The 25,466-nt window shown below is 50.1% G+C and carries 22 protein-coding genes, 1 tRNA gene, 1 other RNA gene and 5 pseudogenes; 6 read left to right on the forward strand and 23 right to left on the reverse strand.

Annotated elements, in window-relative coordinates:
- The first annotated feature begins 46 nt into the window (after nucleotides 1-46).
- Nucleotides 47-628 carry an ABC transporter permease gene (locus tag KWG61_RS14700; RefSeq protein ID WP_242744462.1) on the forward strand — a complete coding sequence of 194 codons (582 nt, stop codon included), beginning with the start codon at nucleotides 47-49 and terminating at the stop codon, nucleotides 626-628.
- Nucleotides 625-1,695 carry an ABC transporter permease gene (locus KWG61_RS14705; RefSeq protein WP_242744463.1) on the forward strand — a complete coding sequence of 357 codons (1,071 nt, stop codon included), beginning with the start codon at nucleotides 625-627 and terminating at the stop codon, nucleotides 1,693-1,695. The genes KWG61_RS14700 and KWG61_RS14705 overlap by 4 nt, the downstream gene beginning before the upstream one ends.
- Before the next feature lie 296 nt (nucleotides 1,696-1,991).
- Here the strand turns inward: KWG61_RS14705 and KWG61_RS14710 are convergent, their stop codons facing one another.
- The 16 genes and pseudogenes from KWG61_RS14710 to KWG61_RS14775 all read right to left on the reverse strand — a co-directional run bounded on the left by KWG61_RS14710 (nucleotide 1,992) and on the right by KWG61_RS14775 (nucleotide 18,292).
- Nucleotides 1,992-3,323 (reverse strand): sodium-dependent transporter, encoded by a 1,332-nt coding sequence (locus KWG61_RS14710; protein WP_367614225.1) that lies wholly within the window; start codon nucleotides 3,321-3,323, stop codon nucleotides 1,992-1,994.
- A 398-nt stretch (nucleotides 3,324-3,721) separates the two neighbouring features.
- Complete coding sequence (locus KWG61_RS14715; protein WP_242744464.1) at nucleotides 3,722-5,662, reverse strand: discoidin domain-containing protein; 1,941 nt, start codon at nucleotides 5,660-5,662, stop codon at nucleotides 3,722-3,724.
- A complete protein-coding gene (locus tag KWG61_RS14720; RefSeq protein WP_367614404.1) occupies nucleotides 5,616-6,506 on the reverse strand; it encodes a discoidin domain-containing protein in 891 nt (296 codons plus the stop codon). The genes KWG61_RS14715 and KWG61_RS14720 overlap by 47 nt, the downstream gene beginning before the upstream one ends.
- Before the next feature lie 96 nt (nucleotides 6,507-6,602).
- Nucleotides 6,603-7,372 (reverse strand): annotated as a pseudogene (locus KWG61_RS14725) (beta-N-acetylglucosaminidase domain-containing protein); the annotation flags it as partial.
- A 103-nt stretch (nucleotides 7,373-7,475) separates the two neighbouring features.
- Nucleotides 7,476-7,991, reverse strand: coding sequence for a glycoside hydrolase family 20 zincin-like fold domain-containing protein (locus KWG61_RS14730; protein WP_242744469.1), 516 nt, complete (start codon nucleotides 7,989-7,991; stop codon nucleotides 7,476-7,478).
- A gap of 404 nt (nucleotides 7,992-8,395) precedes the next feature.
- The gene (locus KWG61_RS14735) at nucleotides 8,396-8,698 is read right to left on the reverse strand and encodes a hypothetical protein (protein ID WP_242744471.1); all 303 of its coding nucleotides are present in this window, start codon (nucleotides 8,696-8,698) and stop codon (nucleotides 8,396-8,398) included.
- 2 nt (nucleotides 8,699-8,700) lie between these two features.
- A complete protein-coding gene (locus tag KWG61_RS14740; RefSeq protein WP_256460897.1) occupies nucleotides 8,701-12,081 on the reverse strand; it encodes a beta-N-acetylglucosaminidase domain-containing protein in 3,381 nt (1,126 codons plus the stop codon).
- A 3-nt stretch (nucleotides 12,082-12,084) separates the two neighbouring features.
- Nucleotides 12,085-12,468 (reverse strand): annotated as a pseudogene (locus tag KWG61_RS16595) (glycoside hydrolase family 20 zincin-like fold domain-containing protein); the annotation flags it as partial.
- Nucleotides 12,469-13,039: 571 nt separating this feature from the next.
- Nucleotides 13,040-13,282 (reverse strand): hypothetical protein, encoded by a 243-nt coding sequence (locus KWG61_RS14745; protein WP_230267197.1) that lies wholly within the window; start codon nucleotides 13,280-13,282, stop codon nucleotides 13,040-13,042.
- Nucleotides 13,283-13,317: 35 nt separating this feature from the next.
- A complete protein-coding gene (locus tag KWG61_RS14750; RefSeq protein WP_230267196.1) occupies nucleotides 13,318-13,551 on the reverse strand; it encodes an InlB B-repeat-containing protein in 234 nt (77 codons plus the stop codon).
- A gap of 57 nt (nucleotides 13,552-13,608) precedes the next feature.
- Nucleotides 13,609-14,007 carry an InlB B-repeat-containing protein gene (locus KWG61_RS14755; RefSeq protein ID WP_230267195.1) on the reverse strand — a complete coding sequence of 133 codons (399 nt, stop codon included), beginning with the start codon at nucleotides 14,005-14,007 and terminating at the stop codon, nucleotides 13,609-13,611.
- A 75-nt stretch (nucleotides 14,008-14,082) separates the two neighbouring features.
- Nucleotides 14,083-15,492 (reverse strand): annotated as a pseudogene (gene pyk, locus KWG61_RS14760) (pyruvate kinase); the annotation flags it as partial.
- A gap of 41 nt (nucleotides 15,493-15,533) precedes the next feature.
- Complete coding sequence (locus tag KWG61_RS17860; RefSeq protein ID WP_367614418.1) at nucleotides 15,534-15,728, reverse strand: hypothetical protein; 195 nt, start codon at nucleotides 15,726-15,728, stop codon at nucleotides 15,534-15,536.
- Nucleotides 15,729-15,761: 33 nt separating this feature from the next.
- Nucleotides 15,762-16,482, reverse strand: a pseudogene (locus KWG61_RS14765) (ATP-dependent 6-phosphofructokinase); the annotation flags it as partial.
- A gap of 249 nt (nucleotides 16,483-16,731) precedes the next feature.
- Nucleotides 16,732-17,199, reverse strand: a complete 468-nt coding sequence (locus KWG61_RS14770) for a peroxiredoxin (RefSeq protein WP_230267192.1) — start codon at nucleotides 17,197-17,199, stop codon at nucleotides 16,732-16,734.
- Nucleotides 17,200-17,632: 433 nt separating this feature from the next.
- The gene (locus KWG61_RS14775) at nucleotides 17,633-18,292 is read right to left on the reverse strand and encodes a Fic family protein (protein ID WP_242744477.1); all 660 of its coding nucleotides are present in this window, start codon (nucleotides 18,290-18,292) and stop codon (nucleotides 17,633-17,635) included.
- 723 nt (nucleotides 18,293-19,015) lie between these two features.
- On the opposite strand from KWG61_RS14775, the gene spx reads away from it, so the two are divergent.
- Nucleotides 19,016-19,447: a transcriptional regulator Spx gene (gene spx, locus KWG61_RS14780; RefSeq protein WP_230267190.1), complete on the forward strand. Its 432-nt coding sequence runs from the start codon at nucleotides 19,016-19,018 to the stop codon at nucleotides 19,445-19,447.
- Nucleotides 19,448-19,701: 254 nt separating this feature from the next.
- On the opposite strand, the gene KWG61_RS14785 is transcribed toward spx, so the two are convergent.
- The 3 genes from KWG61_RS14785 to KWG61_RS17865 all read right to left on the reverse strand — a co-directional run bounded on the left by KWG61_RS14785 (nucleotide 19,702) and on the right by KWG61_RS17865 (nucleotide 21,455).
- Nucleotides 19,702-20,601, reverse strand: coding sequence for a Type 1 glutamine amidotransferase-like domain-containing protein (locus tag KWG61_RS14785; protein WP_242744479.1), 900 nt, complete (start codon nucleotides 20,599-20,601; stop codon nucleotides 19,702-19,704).
- Nucleotides 20,602-20,967: 366 nt separating this feature from the next.
- Complete coding sequence (locus KWG61_RS14790) at nucleotides 20,968-21,297, reverse strand: LexA family transcriptional regulator (protein WP_256460715.1); 330 nt, start codon at nucleotides 21,295-21,297, stop codon at nucleotides 20,968-20,970.
- Nucleotides 21,243-21,455 carry a helix-turn-helix domain-containing protein gene (locus tag KWG61_RS17865; RefSeq protein ID WP_367614405.1) on the reverse strand — a complete coding sequence of 71 codons (213 nt, stop codon included), beginning with the start codon at nucleotides 21,453-21,455 and terminating at the stop codon, nucleotides 21,243-21,245. The genes KWG61_RS14790 and KWG61_RS17865 overlap by 55 nt, the downstream gene beginning before the upstream one ends.
- A 361-nt stretch (nucleotides 21,456-21,816) precedes the next feature.
- Here KWG61_RS17865 and KWG61_RS14795 point away from each other — a divergent pair, with 361 nt between their 5' ends.
- From KWG61_RS14795 to KWG61_RS14800, 3 genes are all read left to right on the forward strand, one after another.
- Nucleotides 21,817-21,990, forward strand: a complete 174-nt coding sequence (locus tag KWG61_RS14795; protein WP_242744481.1) for a hypothetical protein — start codon at nucleotides 21,817-21,819, stop codon at nucleotides 21,988-21,990.
- A 208-nt stretch (nucleotides 21,991-22,198) separates the two neighbouring features.
- Nucleotides 22,199-22,324 (forward strand): hypothetical protein, encoded by a 126-nt coding sequence (locus KWG61_RS16600; RefSeq protein WP_255658196.1) that lies wholly within the window; start codon nucleotides 22,199-22,201, stop codon nucleotides 22,322-22,324.
- 389 nt (nucleotides 22,325-22,713) lie between these two features.
- Nucleotides 22,714-22,923 carry a hypothetical protein gene (locus KWG61_RS14800; protein ID WP_230267187.1) on the forward strand — a complete coding sequence of 70 codons (210 nt, stop codon included), beginning with the start codon at nucleotides 22,714-22,716 and terminating at the stop codon, nucleotides 22,921-22,923.
- A gap of 172 nt (nucleotides 22,924-23,095) precedes the next feature.
- Here the strand turns inward: KWG61_RS14800 and KWG61_RS14805 are convergent.
- The 4 genes and pseudogenes from KWG61_RS14805 to KWG61_RS14820 all read right to left on the reverse strand — a co-directional run bounded on the left by KWG61_RS14805 (nucleotide 23,096) and on the right by KWG61_RS14820 (nucleotide 24,644).
- Nucleotides 23,096-23,171: transfer RNA gene (locus tag KWG61_RS14805), tRNA-Ala, on the reverse strand.
- Between the two features lie 67 nt (nucleotides 23,172-23,238).
- Nucleotides 23,239-23,615, reverse strand: a transfer-messenger RNA (tmRNA) gene (gene ssrA / locus KWG61_RS14810).
- Nucleotides 23,616-23,753: 138 nt separating this feature from the next.
- Nucleotides 23,754-24,193, reverse strand: a pseudogene (gene smpB / locus KWG61_RS14815) (SsrA-binding protein SmpB).
- Nucleotides 24,194-24,503: 310 nt separating this feature from the next.
- On the reverse strand, nucleotides 24,504-24,644 hold the full coding sequence (locus KWG61_RS14820; protein WP_242745731.1) for a hypothetical protein: 141 nt from the start codon (nucleotides 24,642-24,644) through the stop codon (nucleotides 24,504-24,506).
- Between the last annotated feature and the right edge of the window lie 822 nt (nucleotides 24,645-25,466).

Raw genomic sequence — 25,466 nt, forward strand, 5'->3', positions numbered from 1 at the left:
CGCGGACGCGAAAAAGCAGCTCGACGATCTCGAAGCCAAATGGATCGTGCTCGATCGCAACTCGCATTATTCCTATAAAGACTACGAAGCCTGCGCCGACCGCATGGACGGCATCGCCTCCGTCTTCCCTGTCTTCTTCTTTCTCGTCGCCGCGCTCGTCTGCATGACGACAATGACGCGCATGGTCGATGAGCAGCGCAACGAAATGGGAACCCTCAAGGCCCTTGGCTACTCCCGCCGGCAAATCGCCGCGAAGTACCTGCTCTACGCGGGATCCGCTTCCGTTCTTGGCAGCATTCTCGGCTGTGCCGTCGGCATGTACGTGTTCCCGATGATCATCTACTCCGCCTGGAACATCATGTACAACCTGGAAGCCATTCAGTTCCGCTTCCAGCCGGGTCTGATGCTCTTTGCGTCTTTAAGCGTTACCGGCGTCGTGCTGCTCGCTGCGCTCTTCTCCATTATTAAGGAACTGCGCGAAGTGCCGGCCCAGCTCATGCGGCCAAAAGCCGCAAAGGCCGGCAAGCGGATTTTGTTAGAACGCGTCGGCTGGTTCTGGTCAAAGCTTTCGTTCATGCATAAAGTCACATTGCGCAACCTCTTCCGCTATAAGAAGCGCTTTTCATGACCGTCATCGGCATCGCGGGCTGTTCCGCCCTGCTGGTCGCCGGCTTTGGTCTGAACGACTCCATCAGCGATATCGTTCCGCGCCAGTTCCAGGCGATTTACCACTTTGATGCTGCCGTGGATGCCAAAGAAGAAGACGGACGGCAGCTGGCCGCCGATCTGAAAAAGGAAAAGGGCATCGAAGATACGTTCAATCTCGAAACCCTTCCTGTTACCGTTCACTATGACGATAAGGATGTGTCCGCCACGCTCAATATTGTCGAAGATCCTGAAGCCTTCGAAGAGTTCATGACGTTTATCCCGATGGACGGTTCCGAACGTCTGTCTTTAAACGACGGCGTTCTCGTTTCCGTCAAGACGGCCGAGAAAATGCACCTGTCCAAAGGCGATACGATCCTCTTCAAAACGGCGGACGATGAAGAAGTAGATCTTCCGATCGCCGGCATTTTCGAACAGTACACCGGCCACATGCTTTACGTAACGCAAAAGACGTTCGACCGTCTCCATGTTCAGGAAGAGCCGGACGCGCAGATTCTGCTGCTTAACGACGATACGTCTCCGGAATTTGAAAGCGAGCTGGGCAGCTGCGTTCTCCAGCACGAGGGCGTCCGGTCCGTCACCTTCTATTCGGCGACAATCGACAACTTTGAAAACATGATTTCCTCGATCAAGTCGATCGTAGTCGTTCTCGTTCTGTCGGCGGCGATGCTGGCGTTCGTGGTACTTTACAACCTTTCCAACGTCAACATTTCCGAACGTCTGCGTGAAATTGCGACCATCAAGGTCCTTGGCTTTACCGAAAAGGAAGTCAACGCCTACATCAACCGCGAAAGCATAATCCTTGCCCTCATTGGCGGACTCGTCGGTCTGCTGCTGGGCATTTACCTGCACGATCTGATTATGAACCTTGCCGAACTCGATACGATCCGCTTTGGCCGCACGATTTTCTGGCAGTCCTATGTCTATTCCATCGGTCTGACCATGCTTTTCGCTCTGCTCGTCAACTGGATCATGAAATACCGTCTGCGCAAGATTCAGATGGTAGAATCGCTCAAAGCGGTCGAATAAATCCGATCGCCTTACCGGCTATTTCCTGTCTCTCAGACGGAGCCCCGGTAACACGCATGCCTCAGACATACCTCTGGCACGCCTCAGTCCTGTTTTCCCAACGGCGAAGCAAAACCGCCTGCCAGCAAAGTTTTAAAACTTACGGCAGGCGGTTTTCTTATGTCCCGCAATACGCGCCGCTCGCTTCGGGCCATACAAAAACGCCGCCCGCAATACGGTTAGCGGTCGGCGAAATGATTTTGTAAAAAGCAGCTTCAGAACATATGCGAAGGATCAGATCAGACCGATCACCAGAATCACCAGAATGATGACCGGCAGAACGTACTTGCAGTAAGGGTGCAGCCACTCAGGCACTTTGGCGCCTTTTCCTTCGTTGGCTTCCTTGCGGAAGTTTTCCAGCCCCAGCCAAACTTGGTGCAGCAGAACAGAACGAAAATGAGCGATCCGCCAGGCAGCAAAATGTTGGAAACCAGGAAGTCTTCAAAATCCAGGATGGTCGTTCCCGCTCCTAGCGGTGCCGCGCCGGACAGAAGCGACCAGCCCAAAGCGCAGGGCAGCGACAGTACGAAGACTGCCGCCATATTGACCAGACACGCTTTTTTGCGGTCCCAGCCAAACAGGTCCATGCAGCTCGAAAGGATGTTTTCGAAAACCGCCAGAACGGTTGAGAACGCTGCAAACGTCATGAACAGGAAAAACAGCGCGCCCCACAGACGGCCAAACGGCATCGCGTTAAAGACGTTGGGCAGCGTGACGAAGATCAGACCCGGACCGGCATTGACATCGACCGAATAGGCGAAGCAGGCTGGAATGATGATCAGGCCGGCAACAATCGCGACAAACGTATCCAGAACGGCGACGTTGATCGATTCGCCGAGCAAGGCACGATCCTTATTAATGTAGGAGCCGAAAATCGCCATGGCACCAATACCGAGCGAAAGGGTAAAAAACGCCTGGTTCATCGCCGCGACGATGACATTCCACGGTCCGATTTCCATGAAGCGGTTCCAGTCCGGCAGCAGATAGTAGCGAAGACCGGCGTTGGCGCCTTCCAGAAACAGGGAGTTGATCGCCAGGACGCTCATTAAGATGAGCAGCGAAATCATCATCACTTTCGTTACGCGCTCGAGGCCTTTCTGCAGACCGAGCATGCAGATCAGAAAACCGGCGACGACAATGACGCCCATGTAAAATACTTCGCTGCCTGCATTGGCCAGCGTGGCATCAAACGCCGCACCGATCCCGGCGCCATCCAGACCTTCAAACCGGCCCAGACACATATCGACAAAGTACTTCAGCATCCATCCGGCGACGGTCGTATAAAACATCATGAGCAGGTAGTTGCCCGCAATCGCAAAACCGGTATGCCAGTGCCACTTGCTTCCTTTCGGTTCCAGCGTCTTATAAATTTTGGCTGGACTTTTCTGGGCGGCACGTCCCATCGCAAACTCCATCGTCATGACGGGGATGCCCAAAACCACGAGGAAGAACAGGTAAATCAGAATAAAAATTGCACCGCCGTTCTGTCCGGCGATGTAGGGGAATTTCCAGACGTTTCCAATACCGATCGCGCATCCGGCGCTCAGCAGGATAAAGCCCAGACGGGACCCCAGCTGTTCTCGTTTCATATGTAATTCCACTTTCCTTTTCTCTTGCGGCTTCTTCCCGGCCTTTCGCAAGGAAGCTTTCGCATTTTCTGCGATCGCTTGCGTCGGGAGCAGCCGTAATTTTTCAAAGATTCCGCCTGTCGGATGCGGACGGAATCAGTGTTTTCATTTTAGCGAAAATCGAAAAAACCATAGATTCCCGAAAATCCCCTCGGCCATACGCGGGGATTGATACGTTTTCCTGCCGGTTTTCGACCGTTTTTTCCATTTTTCAAGCCGCTTACAGCGCGCGAACGAGTTTTGAACGATCTGGACTGCACGCAAAAACACCGCAGCAGCCGCAGCGTATGGCTGCGGTTTACTGCGGCGTAATGGGTTGAGAAAGACGATGAATCCTGATGACCTGGAAAGAACTCGTCTTACTTCAGACCGTTCAGGCGGTCAGCTTCCGGTGCAATGCGCATCGTCAGCAGTGCACTGTTCAGGGCTCTGGCGGCTTCGTTAATCTCGTTCTGGGAAGCGGAAGCAGCGTTGATGACTTCATGCGCCTGCGTGATCGCTTCTTCCAGATCGGATCCGTTCACAAAGGAAGACTGCTGCGCGGTCGCCTTGTTCCAGGCCAGAAGAAGCTGGGAATAATCCAGATTCTGCACGGTCGGATTCTCGCTGGTGAAGCGGATGATTTCCGAAATTTCCGGCGCGTTTCCATCCGTCCATTCGATCTTCACGGACAGAATCTTATCGATATCGTTCGACCCCATCGTGTTCAGCGAACGTACCAGATGACCAAGAGTTTTCCATTCAATCTTGCCGTCTGTATTGACCGCGCGAACCGAAACGGTGGCATTGCTCAAAGTGCCTTTCTGAATGATGTTCAGCGTATTGGCATCGAGCTCGTCGGAGAAATCATACTGTACCGATCCGGCCTGGCTGGAGGCTGGTTTGTAGGACGTGGACAGATCGCTGTCGAACATGTTGAGCGCGCTGTGGTTTTGCGCTTCTTCCACAGCAGCCGTTACGGCTGGATGCGGAACGGATTTGTATTCGCCGTCGTTGATCAGAATTTCATTGAACAGTACGGCCCGGCTGGCGTTGCCTGCGGTGAAATAAATGCGGATATAGCGGGCGTCCTGCGCGGTTTCGAGCGTTCCGACTTTGGTAACCTTGTTCGGATAGCGGCTGCTGGCCATGTAGCCGGCATCGGCATCCTTGGCCGTTACGTCTGCGTCATCCGTGTTTTCCACACCGTCACCGATTTCCATAACGTCCGTCCAGTTTTCAAGGTCGCTGGAAATCTGGATTTTCGCGTCGCGGATATAGTTGACGGCGCTGTCCTGGTTTACGATTTCCAGTTTGGAAATCGAGCGGTTCTGACCGAGGTCATAAATAATTTCGGAGCCTTTTGCGGGGAGCGTGGCGAATTCGGTGGTGGTATCCACATCGCCGTCAAACGCCGCTCCATTGTCACGCGTATCTTCGCTCGCCCAGCCGGCGGACGTAATGCCGACCGTATCCGAGAGACGGTACGGACCGCTGATCTTCGTTACCGTTACCGAAAGCGGCGTACTGAGATCTGCGGAAACGGAAGCATCCGTCGTATTGATCAGACGTACATAGCGGGCATCTTCTGCACTGGACGCATCCGCTGCAACGCTTACCCATTCGTATCCGTTGCGGGAAACTTCCAGTGACAGGCTGCCCAGGTCTCCGTGCGTAAGCGACGCGATTTTCGTAATCTCGCCAAGATCAACGCCGGCGTATTCCCCAGCTTTGAGGACGAGATTCTGACCATCGCTGGTCAGCAGCTGGCGGCCGTTTTCGATTTCCGAAGTTACCGCGCTGGTGCTGTCCGCATTGGTGATCAGATGTTCTGTATCGTAATCCGAACCGTCGCCTGGAACGACGTTGAATTCGGCAATCTGGAGCCATTTGTGGACGCTTTCCAGGTTATTAATGCGAATGGCTTTTACGCTTGCACCATGAAGTTTTACACGGAAGGTACTTTGCGCCGACTCCGGTTTTGGATCGGTATACTCGCCGGCGGTTTTCCATGTGGTACCGTCTTCGGAGTATTCCAGAGCGAAATGCGTGAGCTTATCGTTTTTCGCGCCGCCGTTGACAAAGACGATTTCGTTAAGCTGAACGGCCTCCGAGAACGTACGGGTTACGATCGGGCCGACTGGTGCGTAATCGCCTGGCGTTGAAATCCAGGCGAAGGTGGACGTATCGCCATCCGTCATCTGATCCGCCGTGCTCTGCTGATAGTAGGCGCAGCCGTCTCCCAGCGTGAAGGTGGAAGAAGGCAGTTCGATCTCACTGCTCCCCCTGCTCCGGATTGATTCGAATGTCGCGAACGCCAAGCCAGGTGTTGGTTTTGTCTTCGGTAGAAAGAACACGGACTCCTCGCACGCCCTTCAGATCGAGATCACTCAGATGGATTTCCTGCGGCGTTGTATACACGGTGTCATTCAGATCGGTCCAGGTTTTACCGTCCGCGGTGATCTGCACTTTGGCTTTGGAGAACGTATCATTCAGGTTGCCGGACTGACCGAGCAGGAACTGAATTTCGTAAATGTCTTTCGGCTGGGTATATATGACACCAACGTAGTCGCCTGCAGAAAGGGTGCTTGGCGTTTTGAAAACGATCTGCGTCGAGGCATTGCCGTCAAACACATTGTCCAGCGATCCTTCCGGCGTATCCGAACGGCTGGTAATGAACGTCGCCGTATCCAGGTTCGGGTCGATCAGCGGAAGAATCCGTGCGGAAAGCGCCGAATCCAGTGCGTTCATGAACGGCGTGATGTGAATGCGGCCCGCCTTGGCGTATTCCGTATGATCCACGTAATGGAAGCCATGGGTTCCCGCCTGGGTCTTGGCGTTCTGGGCGCTCGCAAAATGATCCCATACCGCCGCGGTGGATTCGCCGTGATTCAGTGCGCTGAGGGCATCGAGATAGCCGAGCACCGCGCTGGTCGTATCATCCCATGCGTCAATCCAGTAAATGATCTGCGAGAGCGTCCGTTTGTTTCCGGTTTCTTCGCGATACGTTCTTGCGGCATCACGCAGCTTCTCAAATTCAGCGCGGATTTCGGCGATGTCTTCGTCCGTAATCGTCTGGTTTCCAGTCAGCTTTGCTTTAAAAGCGTCCAGCTTCGGACTGAGTTCTTCGGATTCGCTGTTGCCGATCTGCTTCGAGTTTTTCATGTGCTTGGAAAGCTCGCGATAGGCGTTCGAACCCGCGGTTTCTTTACCGGTTCCATGGTCGATATAGGCGAAGGAGTCGTTCCATACCTGAGTGTAGTGATCCGCGTCGCTCCAGATATTCCACGCATAATCGGCGTTGGTGAACAGACCCTGCTTGCTGGGCTCCGACTGCTGCATCGGGTTCAGAACGATGCCGTTAACCGTATTTGGATTGGTATTGGGCTTGAGTACCGCTTCGGCACCGCCCATGATCAGGCCGTCTTTCGTATTGTCGGAGCATGGCCAGTTGATCCACATGAACGCCGGGCGTCCCATTCGTTCATAAAAGGATCGTTGAACGAAGGTCCGACTTCGCCCCAGATCCGGCCGCCGGTCTGCACGATGGAAACCGAATCCGGCAGCTGCTTGAGCGTCTGCATTTCCGCGCTCGAGCCGTTGCCCATGTAATCCGCCGGGCAGAAAATCATGTCGGATTTCAGACCCGGATATTCGGACTGCTTAGTTTTGATCCATTCGGTCAGATCCGTCATGAGCGTGACGTAGTTTTGCGGATTGCCGCCAGGCACCGCGGCATCGTCTGCCAGAATTGCGAACTGTTTTACGCCGACCTGCATCAGCTGTTCGAATTTGTCCTCGATGATCTTCAGATCGCGCGCATAGTTATCTCCGAAATTCACGGCATTATGCATGAAGGGGTGCAGCGCGTAAATGTAGTAGCACTTGGATTTGTTGCCGGCTTCTGCAAGCTCTTTATGCTTCTGCAGCTCGTCTTCCGTATACAGTTCCCGCCATTTGGCGTTATGCTTCGGGTCATCTTTTGGCGCATAGAAGTAGCCGTTGAGCTTATAGTCGCCGCCAAATTTCATTAAATCGAGACGGTCTTCGTGGCTCCACGGGTTTCCGTAGTAGCCTTCAATGAAGCCGCGGGTTTTGACGTCGGCAAAATCTTCGATGCGCAGGCTGCGGACCTCACGGTTTTCCACCTGCGAGAAAATATGCTTCAGCGACGTCAGGCCGTAAAGGCCGCATCGGTCGATACGCCCAGAATGGCAATCGTTCCCTCGCCGATTTCCAGCGCATAGCTGTCGGTCTTTTCAAACAGATCTTTGGCTGCAATCGTATGGGTTTCAAAATAATCCGCTGCGGGGATTCCTCGCCCTGGATTCCGACGAGCAGATTGGTTTTGCCCTCTTCTGGCGTGTCGCCTTCGCTCAGGGTTACGTCCTGACCGAGCAGAGCGAATACCTCTTTGGCATGGTCTTTTGTGAACTGGTCAATTCCTGCCGAATACACGACATGGACATCCTTAGAAACCGTCGTCGCGCCTGTTCCGTACACAACAGACTGCGGCGTCGGATAAATTTTATATTCAGCGCTTGCGGCTCCCGTATCCGGTTCGGATGCGGCAGCGGGCAGGCTGAATGAAGGAATCAGCATTGCGGCGGCTAAAAAGCTGCTCGCAATTTTCCTGGAAGTTTTCCTCATTTTTCCTCCTTATGACACCATTCAAAATGGTGCAGCGGATTAAGCGTACCATTGAGAGCGTATTCACTCAAGCGTTTTCAAGGAATTCTTTCAGATCAAGGAATGATACTTTTTCACTCAGATCCTATCCGTGTCGGATAGGATCTTGCGCTGTTTCCAATATTTATTTTCTATTTATTTTCTATTTATTTTCCTGTCTTTCTGTGCGAGTGCCGGAATTCTATGTACTGGGTTTCTATTCAGCGCGTTTTAAACCGCGTTCCGATCTCGTTCTGTCGTGCCCTCTCCTGCACAAAAACGGCCCCGGATTTGGAAGCCATCCAGGCATCGTCCAAATCCGGGACCAGATTTATATTTCATCATTCCGTTTTCACAAAATCGAATCTGTGCGTTCGGGGTAAAACTTAGATTTCTTCGAGTGCAGAAGCCGAAGGGGTCTTTCGGGCTTCGAGCAGAACATCGTTCAGGCTCTTGGCTGCTGCATCGACCGCTTCCTGACTGCGCTTATTGCGGTAAGCCGCTTTTGCGCTGTCAAGTCCGGCCCCAAGGGCACTCTGGGACGCTTCGTTGAAATCACTCAGCGTGAGACCTTCGCCTTTATCGATTGCGGCTTTCAGCAGCGTCGTATCGATTTCTTCGAGGGATGCCTTGTAGGCGATGATTTCCGAAACGACTGGCTGTGTGCCTTCCGGCCAGCTGATCTTCACGGTCAGCACTTTATCGATATCGACTGCGAACTGGCTGAGCGAATGGTCGAGCGTTCCGAGGTCGTACCATTTCTTTTCGCCGTCTTTAACGCCAAGAACGGAGAAGGCAGCCTTGCTGGCGTCGCCTTTGGTGATGACGTTGAAGTGGTTCTTTTCGAGGCCTTCGGGTAGTCGTATTCGATGAATCCGGCTGCATCGGTATCCGGTGTCCATGCGGTAGCAAGACTGCCGTCAACCAGGTTAGCTGGAATATAGTCTTCGCGCTGTGCGGAATCCGTACGGAATGCGGCGTTGTAAACCGGAACGTACGCGCCGTCATTAATTTCAATTTCATTGAAGCCAGCGAAGCGAACGTCGTTATCGGCAGTGAACTCAATCTTCACGTAGCGGGCATTCGTCGAAGTAATTTCGCCGGAAGCCATGACTTTGTTTGGATAGGTGGAAGACGCGGTAAAGAGTTCGGAGTTTACCGCATTGACTGTCAGCTCATTGGTATCGGGCTGACCATCACCGATTGTAAAGACTTCGGTCCAGTTTCCCTTATCGGCAGAAACAGAGACTTTGAAGTCGGTCAGGTAGTTGGTTGCGGAATCCTGCGTGTAAATCGTCACTTTGGAAACCGGACGGAGCTGTCCAAGATCGTAGATGATGTTCTGGCCCGCTTTCGGGTAGTCCGCAAAGAGGGTTGTCGTATCTACGTCGCCGTCAAAGGCTGCGCCGTTATTGCGGGTATCCTGATAGCCGTACTCGTCATCTTTGCCCATCGTCGAGGAATCCAGCTTGATCACCGCTTCGGTCTTGCATGTAACGGTCATTACATCGTCGATGGTGAAGGTTACCGGCTGGTCGGTATTGTTGATCAGACGGACATAGCGGCCAATCGGATCTTTGGCATCAAATGCCTGCCATTCGTAATCGTTGCGGCTTGTCTGAACGCTCAGACCTGCTGCATCAGTTCCTGGATCAATCGATTCCATCTCAACGATGCGTTCCAGATCCATACCGAGGTATTCGCCCGGCTGGAGCGTAATGCTGCCTTCCGCCTTCAGTTTGCTTTCGGCTGCGGTGAAGAAGACGCCGGCTTCAATGTCGGTGTTGGTCATCAGATGGCTGGCGTTGTACGGATCGCCAGCTTCGGTTTCTACAGTAAATTCAGAAAGCTGAACCCAATTTTCTACCGCTTCGAGGTTGCGCAGACGCACGTATTTTACCGATGCGTTCTGCAGGTCGAAGTTGTATTCATCGGCGCCTTTTGGCGTACTGGTGAACGTTTTGTGTTCGGTCCAGTTCGTTCCGTCTACAGACGTTTCGAGAACGAAGCTGGTCCATTTATCGGCGGAAGAGCCGTTGCCCATAATGATATGGACGTTGCGTGCGCGGACTTCTTCGCCGTATGTCCAGGTAAAGGTATCGCCGACAGCGGCTTTCTGGTTGGTCCACAGGTACGTGGAAGCATCGCCGTCATAGGCTTTCTCTTTCGTGTTCGTCTGATATGCGCCATTTCCTGCAGGGAGGGAGAAGGAGCCTTCTCCGGTTTCCCCGCTGTCGCCTCCGGCTTCTGGATTGAGGACAAAGTCACGGACGCCAAGCCAGATGTTCGGGTTACTGCCTGTGCACAGAACGCGCATGCCCAGAACGTTTTTCAGGCCAAGGCCAGTCTGGCTCATGTCGGTGGTACTGCTCGTTTCTTCTCCGATATCGATCCAGTTTACGCCATCCTGGGTGTACTGCAGTTTGGCGGACGGGAATGTATCGTTCAGGTTTCCGGACTGACCAAGAAGGATGCTGACAGAATCGACATCAATCGGGGTTGTGCGCATGACACCGATGTAATCGCCAGGTTCTACTTTGCTTGGGGTTTTGTAAATGATTTCCGTATTCGGATTGCCATCGGTGGCGTTGGCCATGGAGCCGGTCGGCGTATCGATACGGTTGGTAATGATATGAACGCGGTCTGCACTCGGATCAACGAGCGGCAGAATCTGGTCAGACAGAAGCGTGTCCAGACGGTTCATGAACGGAGTGACGTATTTCGTTCCGGCTTTCGCATATTCCCAGTGATCGATGTACCAGAGTTTATGCGTTTCGGACTGGTCGCGGGCAGCCTGTGCTGCGGAGAACGAATCCCAGATTTCCGACAGCGGTGCGCCGCTTTCCAGCTTGTCGATGGTATCGAAGTAGCCAAGAATCGCATCGGTCGTATCTTCCCAGGCATCAATCCAGTACGTGATCTGGCCAAGGGTACGTTCGTTGCCGGTATATTCACGGTAATCCAGGGCGGCCTGGTGCAGTTTTTCGAATTCAGGACGGAGCGCTTTTACATCGTCGACGACGGTCGCGTCGCCGGCTGCCAGCTTATTGCCCAGAGCGCTCATGGCATCCTTGATTTCAACGGATTCTTCCGTGTTCACAGCTCTCGAATACTGCATGTGCTTGGACAGTTCACGATACGCGGCAGAACCGATGGTATCTGTGGAATCGCCATGGTCGATATAGTTAAAGGAATCGTGCCATACGGAATCGTATTTTTCTTCCGAAGTCCAGATGTTCCAGGCGTAGTCCGCATTGGTGAAGATCGCCTCTTTGGACGGTTCCGACTGCTGCATCGGGTTCAGAACGATACCGTTCACGGTTTCCGGATTCGTATTCGGTTTCAGGAAGGTCAGCGCGGCACCCATGATCAGGGAATCCTTGGTGTTGTCCGAGCAAGGCCAGTTGATCCACATGAACGCTGGACGCCCCATGTTGGAATAGAAACGGTTGTTAAAGGAAGGACCGACTTCACCCCAGACACGTCCTCCGGTTTCGATGATCGAAACGGAATCCGGCAGCTGCTTGAGCGTCTGCATCTGCTGGCTGCTGCCGTTGCCCATATAGTCGTTCGGACAGAAAATCATGTCGGTTTTCAGGCCCGGATATTCGGACTGCTTGGTTTTGAGCCAGTTGGTCAGATCGGTCATGAGCGTTACGTAGTTCTGCGGTTCGCCGCCTGGAACACCGGCATCGTCAGCCAGAATGGCGAACTGTTTTACGCCCACACCCATCATCTGTTCAAACTTGTCCTTGATGATCTTCAGATCGCTCTGGTAGTTGGAACCGAAGCTGATCGCATTGGTCATAAAGGGATGAAGCGCGTAAATGTAATAGCATTTGGATTTGTTTCCCGCTTCCGCCAGCATGGCGTGGTTTTTCAGTTCTTCTTCGGTATACAGTTCACGCCATTTTGCATTGTGCTTGGGGTCGTCTTTCGGGGCGTAGAAATAGCCGTTGAGCTTATAGTCGCCGCCAAATGTCATCAGATCCGCACGGTCTTCAAAGGACCACGGGTTTCCGTAGTAGCCTTCGATAAATCCGCGGGTCTTAACGTCCGCGAAGTCTTCCATGCGCAGGTTTCGAACTTCCTTGTTTTCCACCTGTTTGAAGATGTGTTTCAGCGAAGTCAGGCCATAGAAGGCGGCATCGGTAGAAACGCCCAGAATGGCAATCGTTCCATCCTGAATTTCAAGCGCATAGCTATCGGTCTTGGAAAAGAGATCCTCAGCCGTAATGGTATGCGTGTCAAAGTAGGTTTTCGCCGGAGAATCCTCGCCCTGGATTCCGACCAGCAGGTTTGTTTTTCCCTCAACAGCAGCATCGCTCGTCGTGAGTTTTACATCCTCGCCAAGAAGCTTGAAAACATCTGCTGCATGATCTTTCGTGTACTGGTCAATGCCTGCAGAGTAGACAACGTTCACGTCATTGCTGATTGTCGTCGTTCCAGTTGCGTAAACAACGGAATGAGGGGATCAGCATAGCAGCGGCTAAAAAGCTGCTTGCGATCTTTCTGGAAGCTTTCCTCATGTTTCCTCCTCTTTCCATCCATCACAGATGGTCTCATGATTTCAGGTTAGCATTGTGCACGCTTACACTCAAGAGCACCCCGCTTGTTTTTCCGCGATGAAGTGAGTGATTTGCGCATAAAACTGAAGGGAAATGATTATGAATTGATACTGCCTATCTATTTTTATATCTGCCTGCGATCTCTGTCCTGAGCGATCTTCATTACTCTTCTTTCCGCGTTTTCCTGGATGGTCAGCAGGCAGCCCTGCACGGCAGCATGGGCCTGAAACCGGACCGGGCGCAGAACCCAGAACCCAATCCGAAGAACTTACGCCGGAAGAACACGAATATACCCATTCCCTGACGAACTCGAACATAACCATGTAACTCGAACATAACCATATAAAGAAAGGCGGCTGCAGATTTCGCTCTGCAGCCGGCCTTTGAATTCTTTGGCAATTCGGTTTCCATTGTAAATCGGGAAGAATCCGACTGCCTTGATTTCCTGCTCGATCAGCCGGATTATTCAAGGTTCAGCAGATCTTTACTGGATTTCAGACGAAGAACAAGTTCTGCCGAAGCGAGTTCTCTGGCCATGCGGTCAATTTCCGACTGCGTGACCTCTTCTGCACTTCTGAGCGCTTTTGCGCGTCCAAAGGCTGCGGAGAATTCACTCTTGTCTTTGTCCTGATAGCTGGCCAGCTTCGTATTGACGTTCTGGCCTTTGGCAATGGCCTGATTCAGAAGCGTCCAGTTCAGTTCCACAACCGGTTCTTCTTCGGCCCACTAGGCGTACAGGGTCAGGCTCTGCTCCGGTTTGCCTGCGCAAAATCGAATTTGTTCGTGCAGCTTTCCTCTGTAAACCAGCCTTCAGACGTGTAGCCGGTGGGAACCGGATCGCTCAGCTTCGTGATGGAAGATGCACAAAGGCAGAGAACATCTTCCGATTCTTCCTCGATCTGCGCATCGAAGGTGACGCGGACGGTCAGCGTTGCCGATTGGCTGTCGCTCGAACCGTTTTCTTCGCTGCCCACTGCGGTAACGGTAATTGTCCAATCGCCTTCTTTGGTCAGAGCCGTCGCAAACTCGGTTTACGTTCCGGCCATGCCGCCCTGCGTCCAGTCGATTCCATCCGGATCCGTCAGCGTCACGCCATACCCGCTGACTTTTCCTTCACCCGCTTCTACTGCATCCCAGCGGAATGTTCCGCTCAGTACGCCGGTTTCACTACGGGATGTGCTAACTCTGAGTTTAGCCGGGGCATCCAGGGCTGTGAGGATCCGCGTACACCTGGCGTAAATCACGGTATCGGTTTCTGGTTTTGCCGTTTCGAAGTTAAAGGCGTTTTTGCCTTCGGAATCCGTAAACCAGCCCTCAAACGTATAGCCTTCACGAACCGGATTGGCCGGTTTTGCGATGGAAGAACCGGACAGATCGCCCCTCTCCTGGCCGGACGCAAATAAATAAGCAAAAAATAAAAATAAATGCATAAAAAACAGGAGCCACAGAGTTTTATTGCAGCTCCTGAAAGGAAATCAAATTAAGCGGAAGAATCGTCAGTCGGTTTAGACAGTAACGATTTTCATCATGTTGGTCGATCCGCTTCCAACTGGATAGCCGGCTACAACGATGATGTTGTCTCCGTGATGCAGACCGTTTTTCAGAGCGATGTTGCGAGCGAGCTGAACGTCGTTCTGCTGGGTGTTCTGCACGTCGGTAACGACAGGCTGTACACCGAAGACAGGAAGCAGAGAGCGCTGAACTTTTTCATCGAAAGTTACCGCAATGATCGGTGCTTCCGGACGGAATTTCGCCAGACGTTTAGCGGTCAGGCCGGACTGTGTGAAGGCAATGATGGCCTTGATGTCCATGGCCAGAGCGGTTTCCGCAGCGGAAATGGCGATGGAGTCGCTCATGTTGCGCTTGGAAGAAGCAATACCATCAGCCAGACGTTTCTTGTAGTCAATCATCGGTTCGATGGCATTGGCAATTTTTGTGAATGTATGAACGGCTTCTGCTGGATAGCTTCCTGCAGCTGTTTCAGCGGAAGTCATAACCGCATCGGTGCCATCCATGATCGCATTGGCAACGTCACTGGCTTCTGCACGAGTCGGACGCGGGTTGCCCTGCATGGATTCGAGCATGTGGGTAGCGGTGATAACCGGCTTGCCGGCATCGTTTGCCATTTTGATCATCTGTTTCTGGTAGATTGGTACGTATTCGAGTGATACGTTCACGCCGAGGTCACCGCGGGCAACCATGATGCCGTCGGCTACTTCCAGAATGTCAGGCAGGTTGTCGAAACCTTCCTGGTTTTCGATTTTCGCAATGATCTGAATATCATCCTTGCCTTCGGAAATGAGAACATCCCGAACCGCAAGAACGTCTTCTTTACGACGTACAAAGCTCAGAGCTACGTAGTCGATATCGTTTTTCGCACCAAAGCGCAGATCCGCTTCATCTTTCTTGGAAAGGAAAGGCATGGAAAGAATGATTCCTGGCAGGTTGCAGCCCTTCTTAGACTTCAGGAAGTGGGGGTTGGCTACAATTCCTTTGAATTCCTTGCCTGGAGTAACTTCCGTAATATCCACGCGCATTTTACCGTCATCCATCAGGATGAAGTCGCCGGGTTTTACATCGTTAAAAACTTCCGGTACGCTGATCGCAAATCTTTCGCGGTTGCCGAGCAGTTCCGCATCGTTGACGATGGTCACTACGTCGCCTTTTTCAAACTGGACGCCGCCGTCTTCAAATTTGCCAAGACGAATTTCCGGGCCCTTGGTATCGAGCATGATACCAATCGGTTTTTTCATTTCCTTGGAAACCTGGCGGATGCGCTCGATCCGTGCTCCATGTTCCTCATAATCGCCGTGAGAGAAGTTCAGACGGCAGATGTTCATACCTTCTTCGACCAGCTTTGCGATCATTTCAGGGTTTTCGCTGGCTGGGCCGATCGTACATACAACTTTTGTTTTTTATCCATACATACACCTCTAGAGTTGAATCCGTTGAGATTTTAAACCATTCCCCTCGCAATTGCACGAATGATCTCTCTATCCGAGACGTTCGAACAGGTTGGTGAGCGGTTTTTCGATTCAGACGGCATAACAAGTGCTTTTTCGATCGGGAAAGACGTGATCTTGTTATTCCGGATAGCGACACACTGTCCGCCGATGCCCTGCATCAGCAAGTCCACGGCCTTCTCGCCCATTTGGCTGGCGAGCATACGGTCAAACGGGCAGGGCGAGCCGCCGCGCTGGATGTGACCAAGAACGGTAGCCCGGCCGGAGAAGCCGGTATTGAGCGTAACTTTTTCGCAAACTGGTGAACATCGGTAATTTTTTCCGAAATGATGATGATCGCGTGCTTTTTCTTTTTAATCTGATCGAGATCGCGCAGACGATCGAGAATATCCTGCTCATCAAAACCGCTTTCGCTGGTAACAACGATTTCCGCTCCGCAGGCGATACCTGCCCACAGGGCGAGGTCGCCGCAGCGGTTTCCCATGACTTCTACAATGGAGCAGCGGTGATGCGAGTTGGATGTATCCCGCAGTTTATCGACTGCATCGACAATTGTTTCGAGAGCTGTCATGAATCCGATCGTAAAATCCGTACATGTAATATCATTATCAATCGTTCCCGGCAGACCAATGCAGTTAATGCCCATGTGAGTCAGTTCAAGCGCGCCTCGGTAAGAACCGTCACCGCCAATAACAACTACAGCGTTAATGCCGCGGCGTTCAAGCTGCTTGATGGCTTTTTACGGACTTCCACATCCTTGAATTCCGGCAGACGGGCAGACCCGAGAACGGTTCCGCCCCGGGTAAGAATTTCGCTGACGGATTCGGAAGTGAGCGGCTCGATATAGCCTTCAACCATTCCTTTATATCCGTTGAAAATTCCATAGACTTCCAGTCCGGCATTGATGCCTACACGAGTGATGGCACGTACCGCTGCGTTCATTCCGGGGAATCGCCGCCGGAAGTAAGAATGCCAATTCGTTTAATCATCTTATCCTCCCTCATCCGCAACTGATTTTTGTTTAAACGGTGCCTCGCAGTGCCGCTCGATGATAAACCTTCCCTTTCGCTTAATAAGGAATGGCGGGCAATGGAAGCGCTGGGCAGAATTCGTCCTCCGTTCTACGGATGAATCTGTATCAATTTTAACATAGTCAGGCACAAGCAGGATTTGTGCCTTGCACGGTTTGGCTTAGAGCTTTGCGTTTTCAATATCCTTTAAAACCGTCTCGCTGTCGGTTTCCGGCTTGACCTTCTCATAGGCTTTGAGAATGATGCCGTTTTCATCGATCAGGTACGTTGTCCGTACGGTACCGAGAACCTTTTTCCCATACATGGTCTTTTCCTTTACGACATCGTATTCATGGAGAACCTTTCGTTCCGGATCGGCGAGCAGCAGAAACGGAAGCTCATATTTGGCTTTGAAGTTGGCGTGGGAGCGGATCGTATCCTTGGAAATGCCGATGACGACCGCGCCTTCCTTTTCAAAGTCTTCAAAATGGTCCCGGTAACTGCAGGCCTGTTTTGTACAGCCAGACGTATTGTCTTTCGGATAAAAATACAGAACGACTTTCTTTCCTCTATAGCAAGAGAGCGTGTGCAGATTTCCATCCTGATCCGGCAGCGTGAAATCCGGAGCCGGTGTTCCTGGAGTAAGCATGATTTAAATTCCCTTCTGCGCTTTGCGCGCTTCCCTATTGTACCTGTAAACCGTTTTCATGCATCGGAAGAATGCAAAATTTGTATCCGTTTTCCAGACCTGCTGCCGGCCTCTTTGCATTCTTTTCTGCCGATCCGTACCAGAGGCCCGCTTCCCCATATATCTTCCCCATATATGGATATACAGGGATATGGTTTCAGGGATCTGTGCCGTGAGAAAATTTTGCGTCTCACTTTGCCCTTCCTATGTATCTTTTGTTTGTATCTTTTGTTTCTTTCTGTGGGCCTCCTATCTATGTCCCTTCCTGTCTATGTTCCTTCCTATGCGCATCTCCCGTTCCCCGCCCAGCAAAAAAGCAGCCCGAAAGCTGCTTTTCTGATTTCTGATAATGGGTAAAGCGAAAGAGAAGACTACTGCAGATCCGCGAACGTTTTCAGACGTTCAGCTTCTTTTCCTGAAGGCCGGTGAACATCTTGGCCATGTCTTTTACATTGTTGGTTTCCAGCAGTTTGATGTAGTCATTGCGCATCTCGAGAGGGATGACAATCGGGGTCTGGTTGTTGGCGATCAGCATAGAGTTGATCAGAATGCGGCCGGTGCGTCCGTTTCCATCCGAGAACGGATGAATGTTCTCAAACGAAATGTGCATGTCCGCTACGTCTTCCATCGTAAATCCGTTTTTAACGAGGTCATTATATTTGGCAATGAAACGGTTCAGGAAGGATTCGATTTCATCAGGTCCTGGGAATACCTTGGTCGATCCGGATACGATAGCCGGATCTTCACGATAGGCTCCGCCGAACATGATGTTTTCGTTGATCGTATCGTTGACGGACATCAGATATTCGGCCGTCAGCGGTTCGCCGGCGTTCAGACGCTTTAGCATCTGCATCATGGCACGCTTGTGGTTGATCGCCTGATGAATCTCCTTGGCATTGGCGTTGATGGCGCAATGGTTGGAGTCAAAGGTCAGCGCGTAGGTTTCATTACGCGTCAGGGTACTGCCCTCAAGAGCGTTCGAGTTGTAGACAACCCGGGTGATGAAATCTTCGAGGTAACTCTGGTTATTGTTAAGTACTTCAATAATTTCCATTTTGTTTCTCTCCTTGCTGGGTCACAAATCATTATAGAGGATTTTATGGATGCCGTTTCAATTTTTTGCCCGCTGGAGAGCGGATATTATGCATATCGTCATTTTATTTCATCTGATTCGGATTTATATTCCGTCTTATATTAATGGGATATTTATCCTCATAGAATGAATGTGCCCCAGAGCAGCCTGAATCTGGGCAAATCGCAAGAAAATCATCGGACATATCCGCAAAAGGAATGCGGCTTTTGAGTATCAAAAATTAAAAAATCCTTAATTCGTATAAAGATAATGTTAAGGCTAAGAAAGAATATAAAGATTCATGAGAGCCATTTCACGCAACGAATGTACAAATTTGATTGATTTTTATCTTCATAAAAAACAAATTGTACAAATTATCCGCTCTGCGTTTAAACCGAGAAAGGGCAAGACTAGCTCTATTTGCCACTTTTCTCATCAATTTAACGCTTTCGCCACAATATTAAGAACTCAAATGTACCTCAATGAAAGCGCGTTCAAATTAGTTATTATTGATTCCCCCTTTATTTAAAGGACGATTGCTGCAAATAAAGTTTTCGGATTTTCTTTCTAAAAAGGTTGCATCTTTACTCGGGTAAGACATAAAATAAAGATGCAATTAAGAAATGCATTCCTTCAGGAAATGCAAATCTAAGACACTGACCTATCAAGAAAAAGGAAACAATTATGTTTCGGAGGAAAAATAATATGAAAGATGCCGTATTGTTCTACACGTCGCCTGGATGCGCAAGCTGCCGCAAGGCAAAAAGATGGCTCGAAGATAACCACATTAATTTTGTTGAAAAGAATATCTTCTCCAACCTGCTTTCTGAAGCTGAGATCAAATATCTGCTTTCCCGTTGCGAAAACGGTACAGAAGACATTATCTCGACACGTTCAAAAGCGTATCTCACACTGAAGGAAGAAATCGATGAAATGTCACTGACCCAGCTCACTCGTTTTATCCAGAGAAACCCGTCGGTTCTGAAACGACCGATCATGTTATCCGAAAAGAATATGGTCGTTGGCTACGATGATGACGAAATCACAGCCATGATCCCGGTTAGCCGTCGTAAAGAAGAGCTTCGCCGGATCGAACGTTCCATCTTGGAATCCACACTCGAACTTCGTACGTTTTAACTTAGACTTGTAATTCACGGATCTATCCTCACCCATGAACTTCAAAGGGCGGCCTTCGCAAATCAAAGCAAAAGCCGCCTTTTTCTTTTGCCAAAAAGCCAGGGCATGCCCTGGACTTTATATTTCGGAATTTCATCATCGACAGGCAGGCGGTTTTTAAAGAATAACGCGTAACTATACGTCATCCTATGTCACGTCATTCTGTGCCGCCCGGATTGTCTCTTTGTCAGTTTTCTTACTTTCCGTTTTCCTGCTTATTTGGTTTTTGGATCGAAGCATGTCACCGCTCCGAAGAAGCTTTTTGTTCCATCGGGCTGAACAATCATGCCGCCTTTTTCGTCGATCGCATAAACCGGACGGTGGCGTTCGCTCAGTGCCCGCTCAATATGCCGGAGCTGATGGGGCGTGTTCTGAAAATGCACTTCCACATCGAAGTCCGTGAGATAGCCGAGTCCGTTTTTCCAGCAGAACTGCGGATAATCTTCATCCGGGGTAATGTGGTATTCCCTAAGCTGGATCATGGCGCCGGCGGAATAGCCGATCACCAGACCCTGATAGCGCCGAAGCAGGCCGGAAAGCTTCTTTTCCCGAATGCGCCGATACATCAGATCCGGCGCGCCGCCAGTCAGAAGAAGCACACTGGAATTAAGAATGGCTTCTTTCATCTGCGGGATGGAGTCGGTGAAGTAATTGACCCAGTGAATCTGTTTTTCTTTCAGGCCGTAGGCGAAAAACACATCCGTATTCGAGCGGTACCAGATGCCCTGGCCCTTCTTGTACTGACGGTTCCAATCCTCAAGCGTTTTCGTATCGTCAAAAAAGCTGAATGCCAGAACGCAAACTTCGTCATCCGGGGCAAGGAGCGGCTTCAAAGCCGGTCGAACCCATTTTTCATCAATCATCGACGTGTTCATCAGTACGCAGGTCCGCTCAATTGAAGCCGCAGGCCGTATGGAAAACGCGTGCGGATGGCGAAGCGGCGTGTCTTTCACACTCGTCCAGGTCCGCACAAGATCCGTTTTGCCTTCCACGGGATTTTTGAGATTTTGTCTGTCCACTACAATTTCCAGATCTTCCGGCTCTGGTCTGGACCAGAGCGCATCTGCGCCATTGGGCATGCAGAAAACCAGTCCACAAAGATCCTTTTCTTCCATCGTCTGCGTCTCGTTCCACTTTTTAGCAGAGCGGGTGTCATTCTCGATACCAGTTTCATTTCCGTTTTCTCTCCTGCAGCTGCGTCTGTCCATCCTGCCGGCAGTCCCGCACAACCGCGCGTAATATTCACCTTATCGTGCGCCGGATTCCCCGTTTTGTTTCGCGGTAAATCTTCCCGCCGTTTTTAAGTGTCGCCTGCAAAGCGACCGGTCAGCCTGCCAGCTTTAGCAGGATTCGCTCGTCCCATTCAGACTGAGTGGACAGCTCCTGAATTTTAACAAATCCGGAGCGAACGCTCGACTCAACGCGGACAGGATAGGGAGAAGATACGGCAGAAACGGTTAGAACGTACCGTTCAAAAGCATTTAATGAAGCACCTTCTCTACCGAAACCGCAACCCCAAGAATTTGAAACTTCGGATTGAAGAAATCTTCGTAATCCGGATTGTCAGCCCGCAGCATCGTCACGCCGTCTTTCTGAATCAGGCGGCGCACGACGATGGCGCCATTCACATCCGCTAGAACCAGATCGCCGCTCTGCGCAGCGGAGGTCTTGTCCAATTTCACAGTATCGCCGGCGTCGATTTTATTCATGACATTATCCCTGGCTGTCCAGGTAAAGGACTGGCCGTTGAGATCATTCATGTCGGATTTGCTGAGAAGGTAATCGCGGGTGGTATGCAGAGCTTTTCCCACGCCTCAATGTTGTTGAGCGGGAAATTGTTCTCGCCGCGTTCAATGCGGCTGATCGCAGCTTTGCTGGTGTAGCCAAGACGCTCCGCCAGTTCGCTTTGCGTAAGACTAATTTCTTTTCTTCTGCGCTTAATACGTTCTCCCTCGTTGTCATATGCGATTCTCCTAACCTTTGAATGATCTGTTTTTCAGAAAGACTGAGCAGCAGATGCCTGCACCTGGAAATGCGGGATTCACTTGCCAGCATTCTCAGTCCGATTCAGGAAGCGTAAATCAAAAATCATCGCTGGTACAGGGCGGAAGGATCCGCGAAGACGGGTAAAATTTCCATTTTGAAAGTTTTCCACGTTCTCCAGTGCTCTGTCCGCATTTCTTTTTCATTTTTTCATCCATTTTCTCGGGCGCATCCTGAAAGCCCGGATTCTGCCTTTTCGGATTCGGGTGTTTGGGAATCCTCAATCTTCTGAATTTCTTATTCTTCATCTTTGGACTTCAAGTCTGCAGAAAGCGAGGTAAAAACCGATGTACCATGAATCGAATCCCGATTTGACTGAAGATCGCTCCTGCAAAAGCAAATCACGTACCCGATCCAGAATCAAAAGAGCTCTGGAAGATCTTCTCTACTGTTCCCTGCTTCTTTCCGCTCCCCAATTCCTTGTGGATCTGGTCAGTTCACTAATCGCCCTGCTGCTGTAAGCGAGCGGGTAAATCGACACACCGCCTTTGGAATGGATTCGAATGTCTTTTCTGCACATGGTAACCAAAATTCATGCACAGCACGCATTACTATCTGATTCAGGCGATATCCAGCCTCATCGTGATTGTCCTTATTGGAGTCTTCCTGCACTGGTATATTTCCAAAAGAAGAAAGACGTAAATCCCGAAATCATCATCAAATGTTTGTATGCCGCTGGATTTATGCTATGACTTCCATTGCGCCTGCCGCGACCAGGGCATTTACGAGAATGACGCCATTGCTCAGGAGATGGAAAAATTCATTCCGCAGCACGATTCAGAGAGCGCTGCCTAGCCAGCGCTTTTTTGTCTGTCCAAGGAGGTGCAATTTCTGATGCAAGCGACAAGCGGTCTGATCTTCCTGTTTTGCAGACACAGGATCTCATTTCTGTTTCAGAAAATTCAGAAACCTGCTTTATATTTAAATATGGTATATATCCATCAATCTTGAACAGGTCGTATTTCTCGTGCCTTAACAAGAAAAGTGGCCTGATGTATTCACCCGGAAGAGCAGGGTTCCGATAACTATGACAGGGAGGCCCCCTTCCGACCAAAGTGGAACAGTTTTCAATTGATAAAAACTAAAATTGAGAGTATATCTCAAAGACTTCAAATGAAGATACAGATACTGTTGTGATAAATTTTTCCAAGACAGGAGCACATCTAGTTCCGGGAGACCATCAAATGAGTTTAGAAGACGTAATGAACAGAGTAAAAATGAAAACAGATAAGCCCATTTCGGTGGTTTGTACAGATAGCCCGCCGGTTAACGGCATATTCATTCAGATTTTAGATAAAGATGATTTTGACAATTATGATGATGCTTTGCTTATTGAAGGGATAGATGGCAACCTAATCGAAATACCAATTCAATCTGTTTCAGCGATTTATTAAGATCCCTGACCGACTCTTTTCTTTTTCCGGAAAGGAATAATCGGCCACCTGGTCGACAGATCAGAAGACGATGTTCTGTCGGCACTGCATACGACCAAGAAAAATCGCACACAAATCGCACATAACAAAAAAAAGGCCCTTTAGGCGCTTTACCTAAAGGGTTATTTCCATATGGTGGAGCGTAGGGGGATCGAACCCCTGACCTCATGGCTGCCAGCCATGCGCTCTCCCAGCTGAGCTAACACCCCATATTTGATGAAGACGGATAGACTTGCACTATCTCTGCAGAGGACTTGCATCACTGTGGTCTTCATTTGGTGGAGATGGCGAGAGTCGAACTCGCGTCTAAGCAATGTCCCACGAATCAGTGTTTACAGCTTAGTCTGTCATTTGACCATCAGACTTGGACAGACACAATTTCTGATGGGGTGACTGTTGGATTTTCGTCCGGCGAAGCCAGTCGCTTCGTCAGCTTATCTTCTTTACGCCATCTGTTCAGACGATAAGAAAGCGAACTGATCTGAACAGGCTGCGATCACGCGTAGTGAATAAATTAAGCAGCGAAGGCCATGGCACCAGTGTTGGTGCGGCCGAAGTTAAATGTGTTAGCGTTTATTTTGAATGATTTTAACGGAATCACCCGGCTGTGACTGAGTCCAAACAATTACTCATCGAATGCCAGAAACATCCCCGGCATGTCGTCCTCGATTAAATATTCTAGCAAAATTCAAACTGTATGCAAGCAAAAGATTTTCGATTTCAATTTTTTTAAGCGGCGGCCGGTTTTGACCGTTTTCCAGGCGGTACAGATCCAGAGCGGTAAAGCGCGATCAGGACCAGCTGCCTTTGAGCGCCTTGCGAATATCGCGTTCCGCATCGCGCTTTTGGCGGTTTCCCGCTTGTCATGAATGTTCTTGCCTCGGGCCAGCGCAATTTCCAGTTTGGCCAGACCATGGGAAATATACATGGACAGTGGAACCAGAGTCAGCCCTTTCAGGCGGACTGCCTGATCGAGTTTCAGAATTTCGTTTTTGTGAAGCAGCAGACGGCGGTCCCGGGTTTCATCATGGTTGAAGCGGTTGCCAAATTCATACGGGGAAATATGCATATCCTTCACCGTGGCCTGTCCATTGCGAATGGAAATATAGGAGTCCTTCAGCTGCACTTTTCCTTTTCGTACGCTTTTGATTTCGGTTCCCTTGAGTTCAATGCCTGCCTCGTAAGTTTCGAGAATTTCATACTCATGCCGGGCGCTCCGGTTGTAGGCGATGACTTTTTTCCGTTGTTAGCTTGCGACATGGTATTCCTCCGTATTCTTGATGCCGTTTCCTGCATGGCTTCTGGAATTGTTTCGAACTCCTCTCTTTCGAGATTTGCAGGAGAAGCACTTTAATCGATCTTTCAGCAGGAGCGGATCGGGCTCGTTTTTCAGTATAGCAGGATTCCCTCACGCTTTTATGGGCGGGTGAAATCTTCCGCTTTTCCAAAAATCCAGGTAAAGAAAAAGAAACAGAGAAACCGCGCGGATCTCTCTGTTTTTCTATGATCAGTTCGTCGATGATTGTACTTGCTCGAGATTATTAATTGTCGTGATTCTCGCAAGGGACATAAACCAGTTCAATATCGTAACCAAGAGCCTCCATCATCTGAATAAAGGTCTTGTTCAGAAGGCCCTCTTTCTTCTTGATGATGCGATTAACGTACTGGGAAGTAGTTCCAATTTTGGTGCCGAGACGTTCCTGGGTATATCCCCTTCGAGAATTTTAACTTTAATGTCCACTTCGATGTTGTTCTTGACCATAAAGATACCCTTCTATTTCTTCTACGTTCTTTATACTACCTGTAACGATTGAAAAATCAACATTCCCTGATTTGTAAACCTCAAATCGTTAGAATTTCTTGCCGCATGAGGCGTTTTTTTCGAATATTCCTGTAGGCATATCCGCTTCGCCTGACATATGCAATCGTTTCAGATATAGCTATAACCTCTTATTGTTGATTTTAACAAGCTTATAGGGAATCCGACAACAATTTTAGCCATCGATTCCATACAAAAATGTCAAGTGCAAAAAGACAAACATCTGATCAGAATTCTTAACTTTTTCATCTCAGAATCCAGCTTTTTGCCTTTCAAATCCCGGTTGAAGGAGCCGTCCGGTCCCATCGCATTCAGATCATTTCTGATGCTTTGCGGGCACTTTTTCAATGATTTTTCGCCTCGGTTATCCCCTGGAAAAATGCTTCATTTTCCCGTTTTCCGACTGACCGGTTCTTCGTAAAGGCAGCCGGTCCGTTACGGAACAAAAAGTTTTCAGCAGGAAAAAGGCCGGAGTTATCCGGCCAGATAATTATTCAGTTTTGGGTATGCCTGGGGACTACTTTTTGAGTTTGTCTTCTGCTTTTTCACGTCGGCTTTCACATCTTTGTTGAAAGCTTCGACTTTTCTTTCGCATCGGCTGTGTCTTTTTACGTCAGCTTTTGCTTTGTCAGCAGCGTCTTCGACTTTGTCCTTGGCGTCGTCATAGCCTTTTTTCACATCGCTG

The sequence above is a fragment of the Allobaculum sp. Allo2 genome, assembly GCF_022701175.1.
In the GTDB taxonomy this organism is placed as follows: Bacteria; Bacillota_I; Bacilli_A; order Erysipelotrichales; family Erysipelotrichaceae; genus Allobaculum; species Allobaculum fili.

Excerpts from the sequence above, each read along its gene's own strand:
- KWG61_RS14795 (WP_242744481.1), top strand. The coding sequence starts at position 21,817 with ATGTACCATGAATCGAATCCCGATTTGACTGAAGATCGCTCCTGCAAA.
- spx (WP_230267190.1), top strand. The coding sequence starts at position 19,016 with ATGAAAGATGCCGTATTGTTCTACACGTCGCCTGGATGCGCAAGCTGC.
- KWG61_RS14755 (WP_230267195.1), bottom strand. The coding sequence starts at position 14,007 with ATGCATTTATTTTTATTTTTTGCTTATTTATTTGCGTCCGGCCAGGAG.
- KWG61_RS14775 (WP_242744477.1), bottom strand. The coding sequence starts at position 18,292 with ATGGAAATTATTGAAGTACTTAACAATAACCAGAGTTACCTCGAAGAT.
- KWG61_RS14800 (WP_230267187.1), top strand. The coding sequence starts at position 22,714 with ATGAGTTTAGAAGACGTAATGAACAGAGTAAAAATGAAAACAGATAAG.
- KWG61_RS17860 (WP_367614418.1), bottom strand. The coding sequence starts at position 15,728 with ATGGGCGAGAAGGCCGTGGACTTGCTGATGCAGGGCATCGGCGGACAG.
- KWG61_RS14730 (WP_242744469.1), bottom strand. The coding sequence starts at position 7,991 with ATGAGGAAAACTTCCAGGAAAATTGCGAGCAGCTTTTTAGCCGCCGCA.
- KWG61_RS16600 (WP_255658196.1), top strand. The coding sequence starts at position 22,199 with ATGCCGCTGGATTTATGCTATGACTTCCATTGCGCCTGCCGCGACCAG.
- KWG61_RS14720 (WP_367614404.1), bottom strand. The coding sequence starts at position 6,506 with ATGAAAAACTCGAAGCAGATCGGCAACAGCGAATCCGAAGAACTCAGT.
- KWG61_RS14785 (WP_242744479.1), bottom strand. The coding sequence starts at position 20,601 with ATGGAAGAAAAGGATCTTTGTGGACTGGTTTTCTGCATGCCCAATGGC.
- KWG61_RS14770 (WP_230267192.1), bottom strand. The coding sequence starts at position 17,199 with ATGCTTACTCCAGGAACACCGGCTCCGGATTTCACGCTGCCGGATCAG.
- KWG61_RS14705 (WP_242744463.1), top strand. The coding sequence starts at position 625 with ATGACCGTCATCGGCATCGCGGGCTGTTCCGCCCTGCTGGTCGCCGGC.
- KWG61_RS14740 (WP_256460897.1), bottom strand. The coding sequence starts at position 12,081 with ATGGAAGACTTCGCGGACGTTAAGACCCGCGGATTTATCGAAGGCTAC.
- KWG61_RS14710 (WP_367614225.1), bottom strand. The coding sequence starts at position 3,323 with ATGAAACGAGAACAGCTGGGGTCCCGTCTGGGCTTTATCCTGCTGAGC.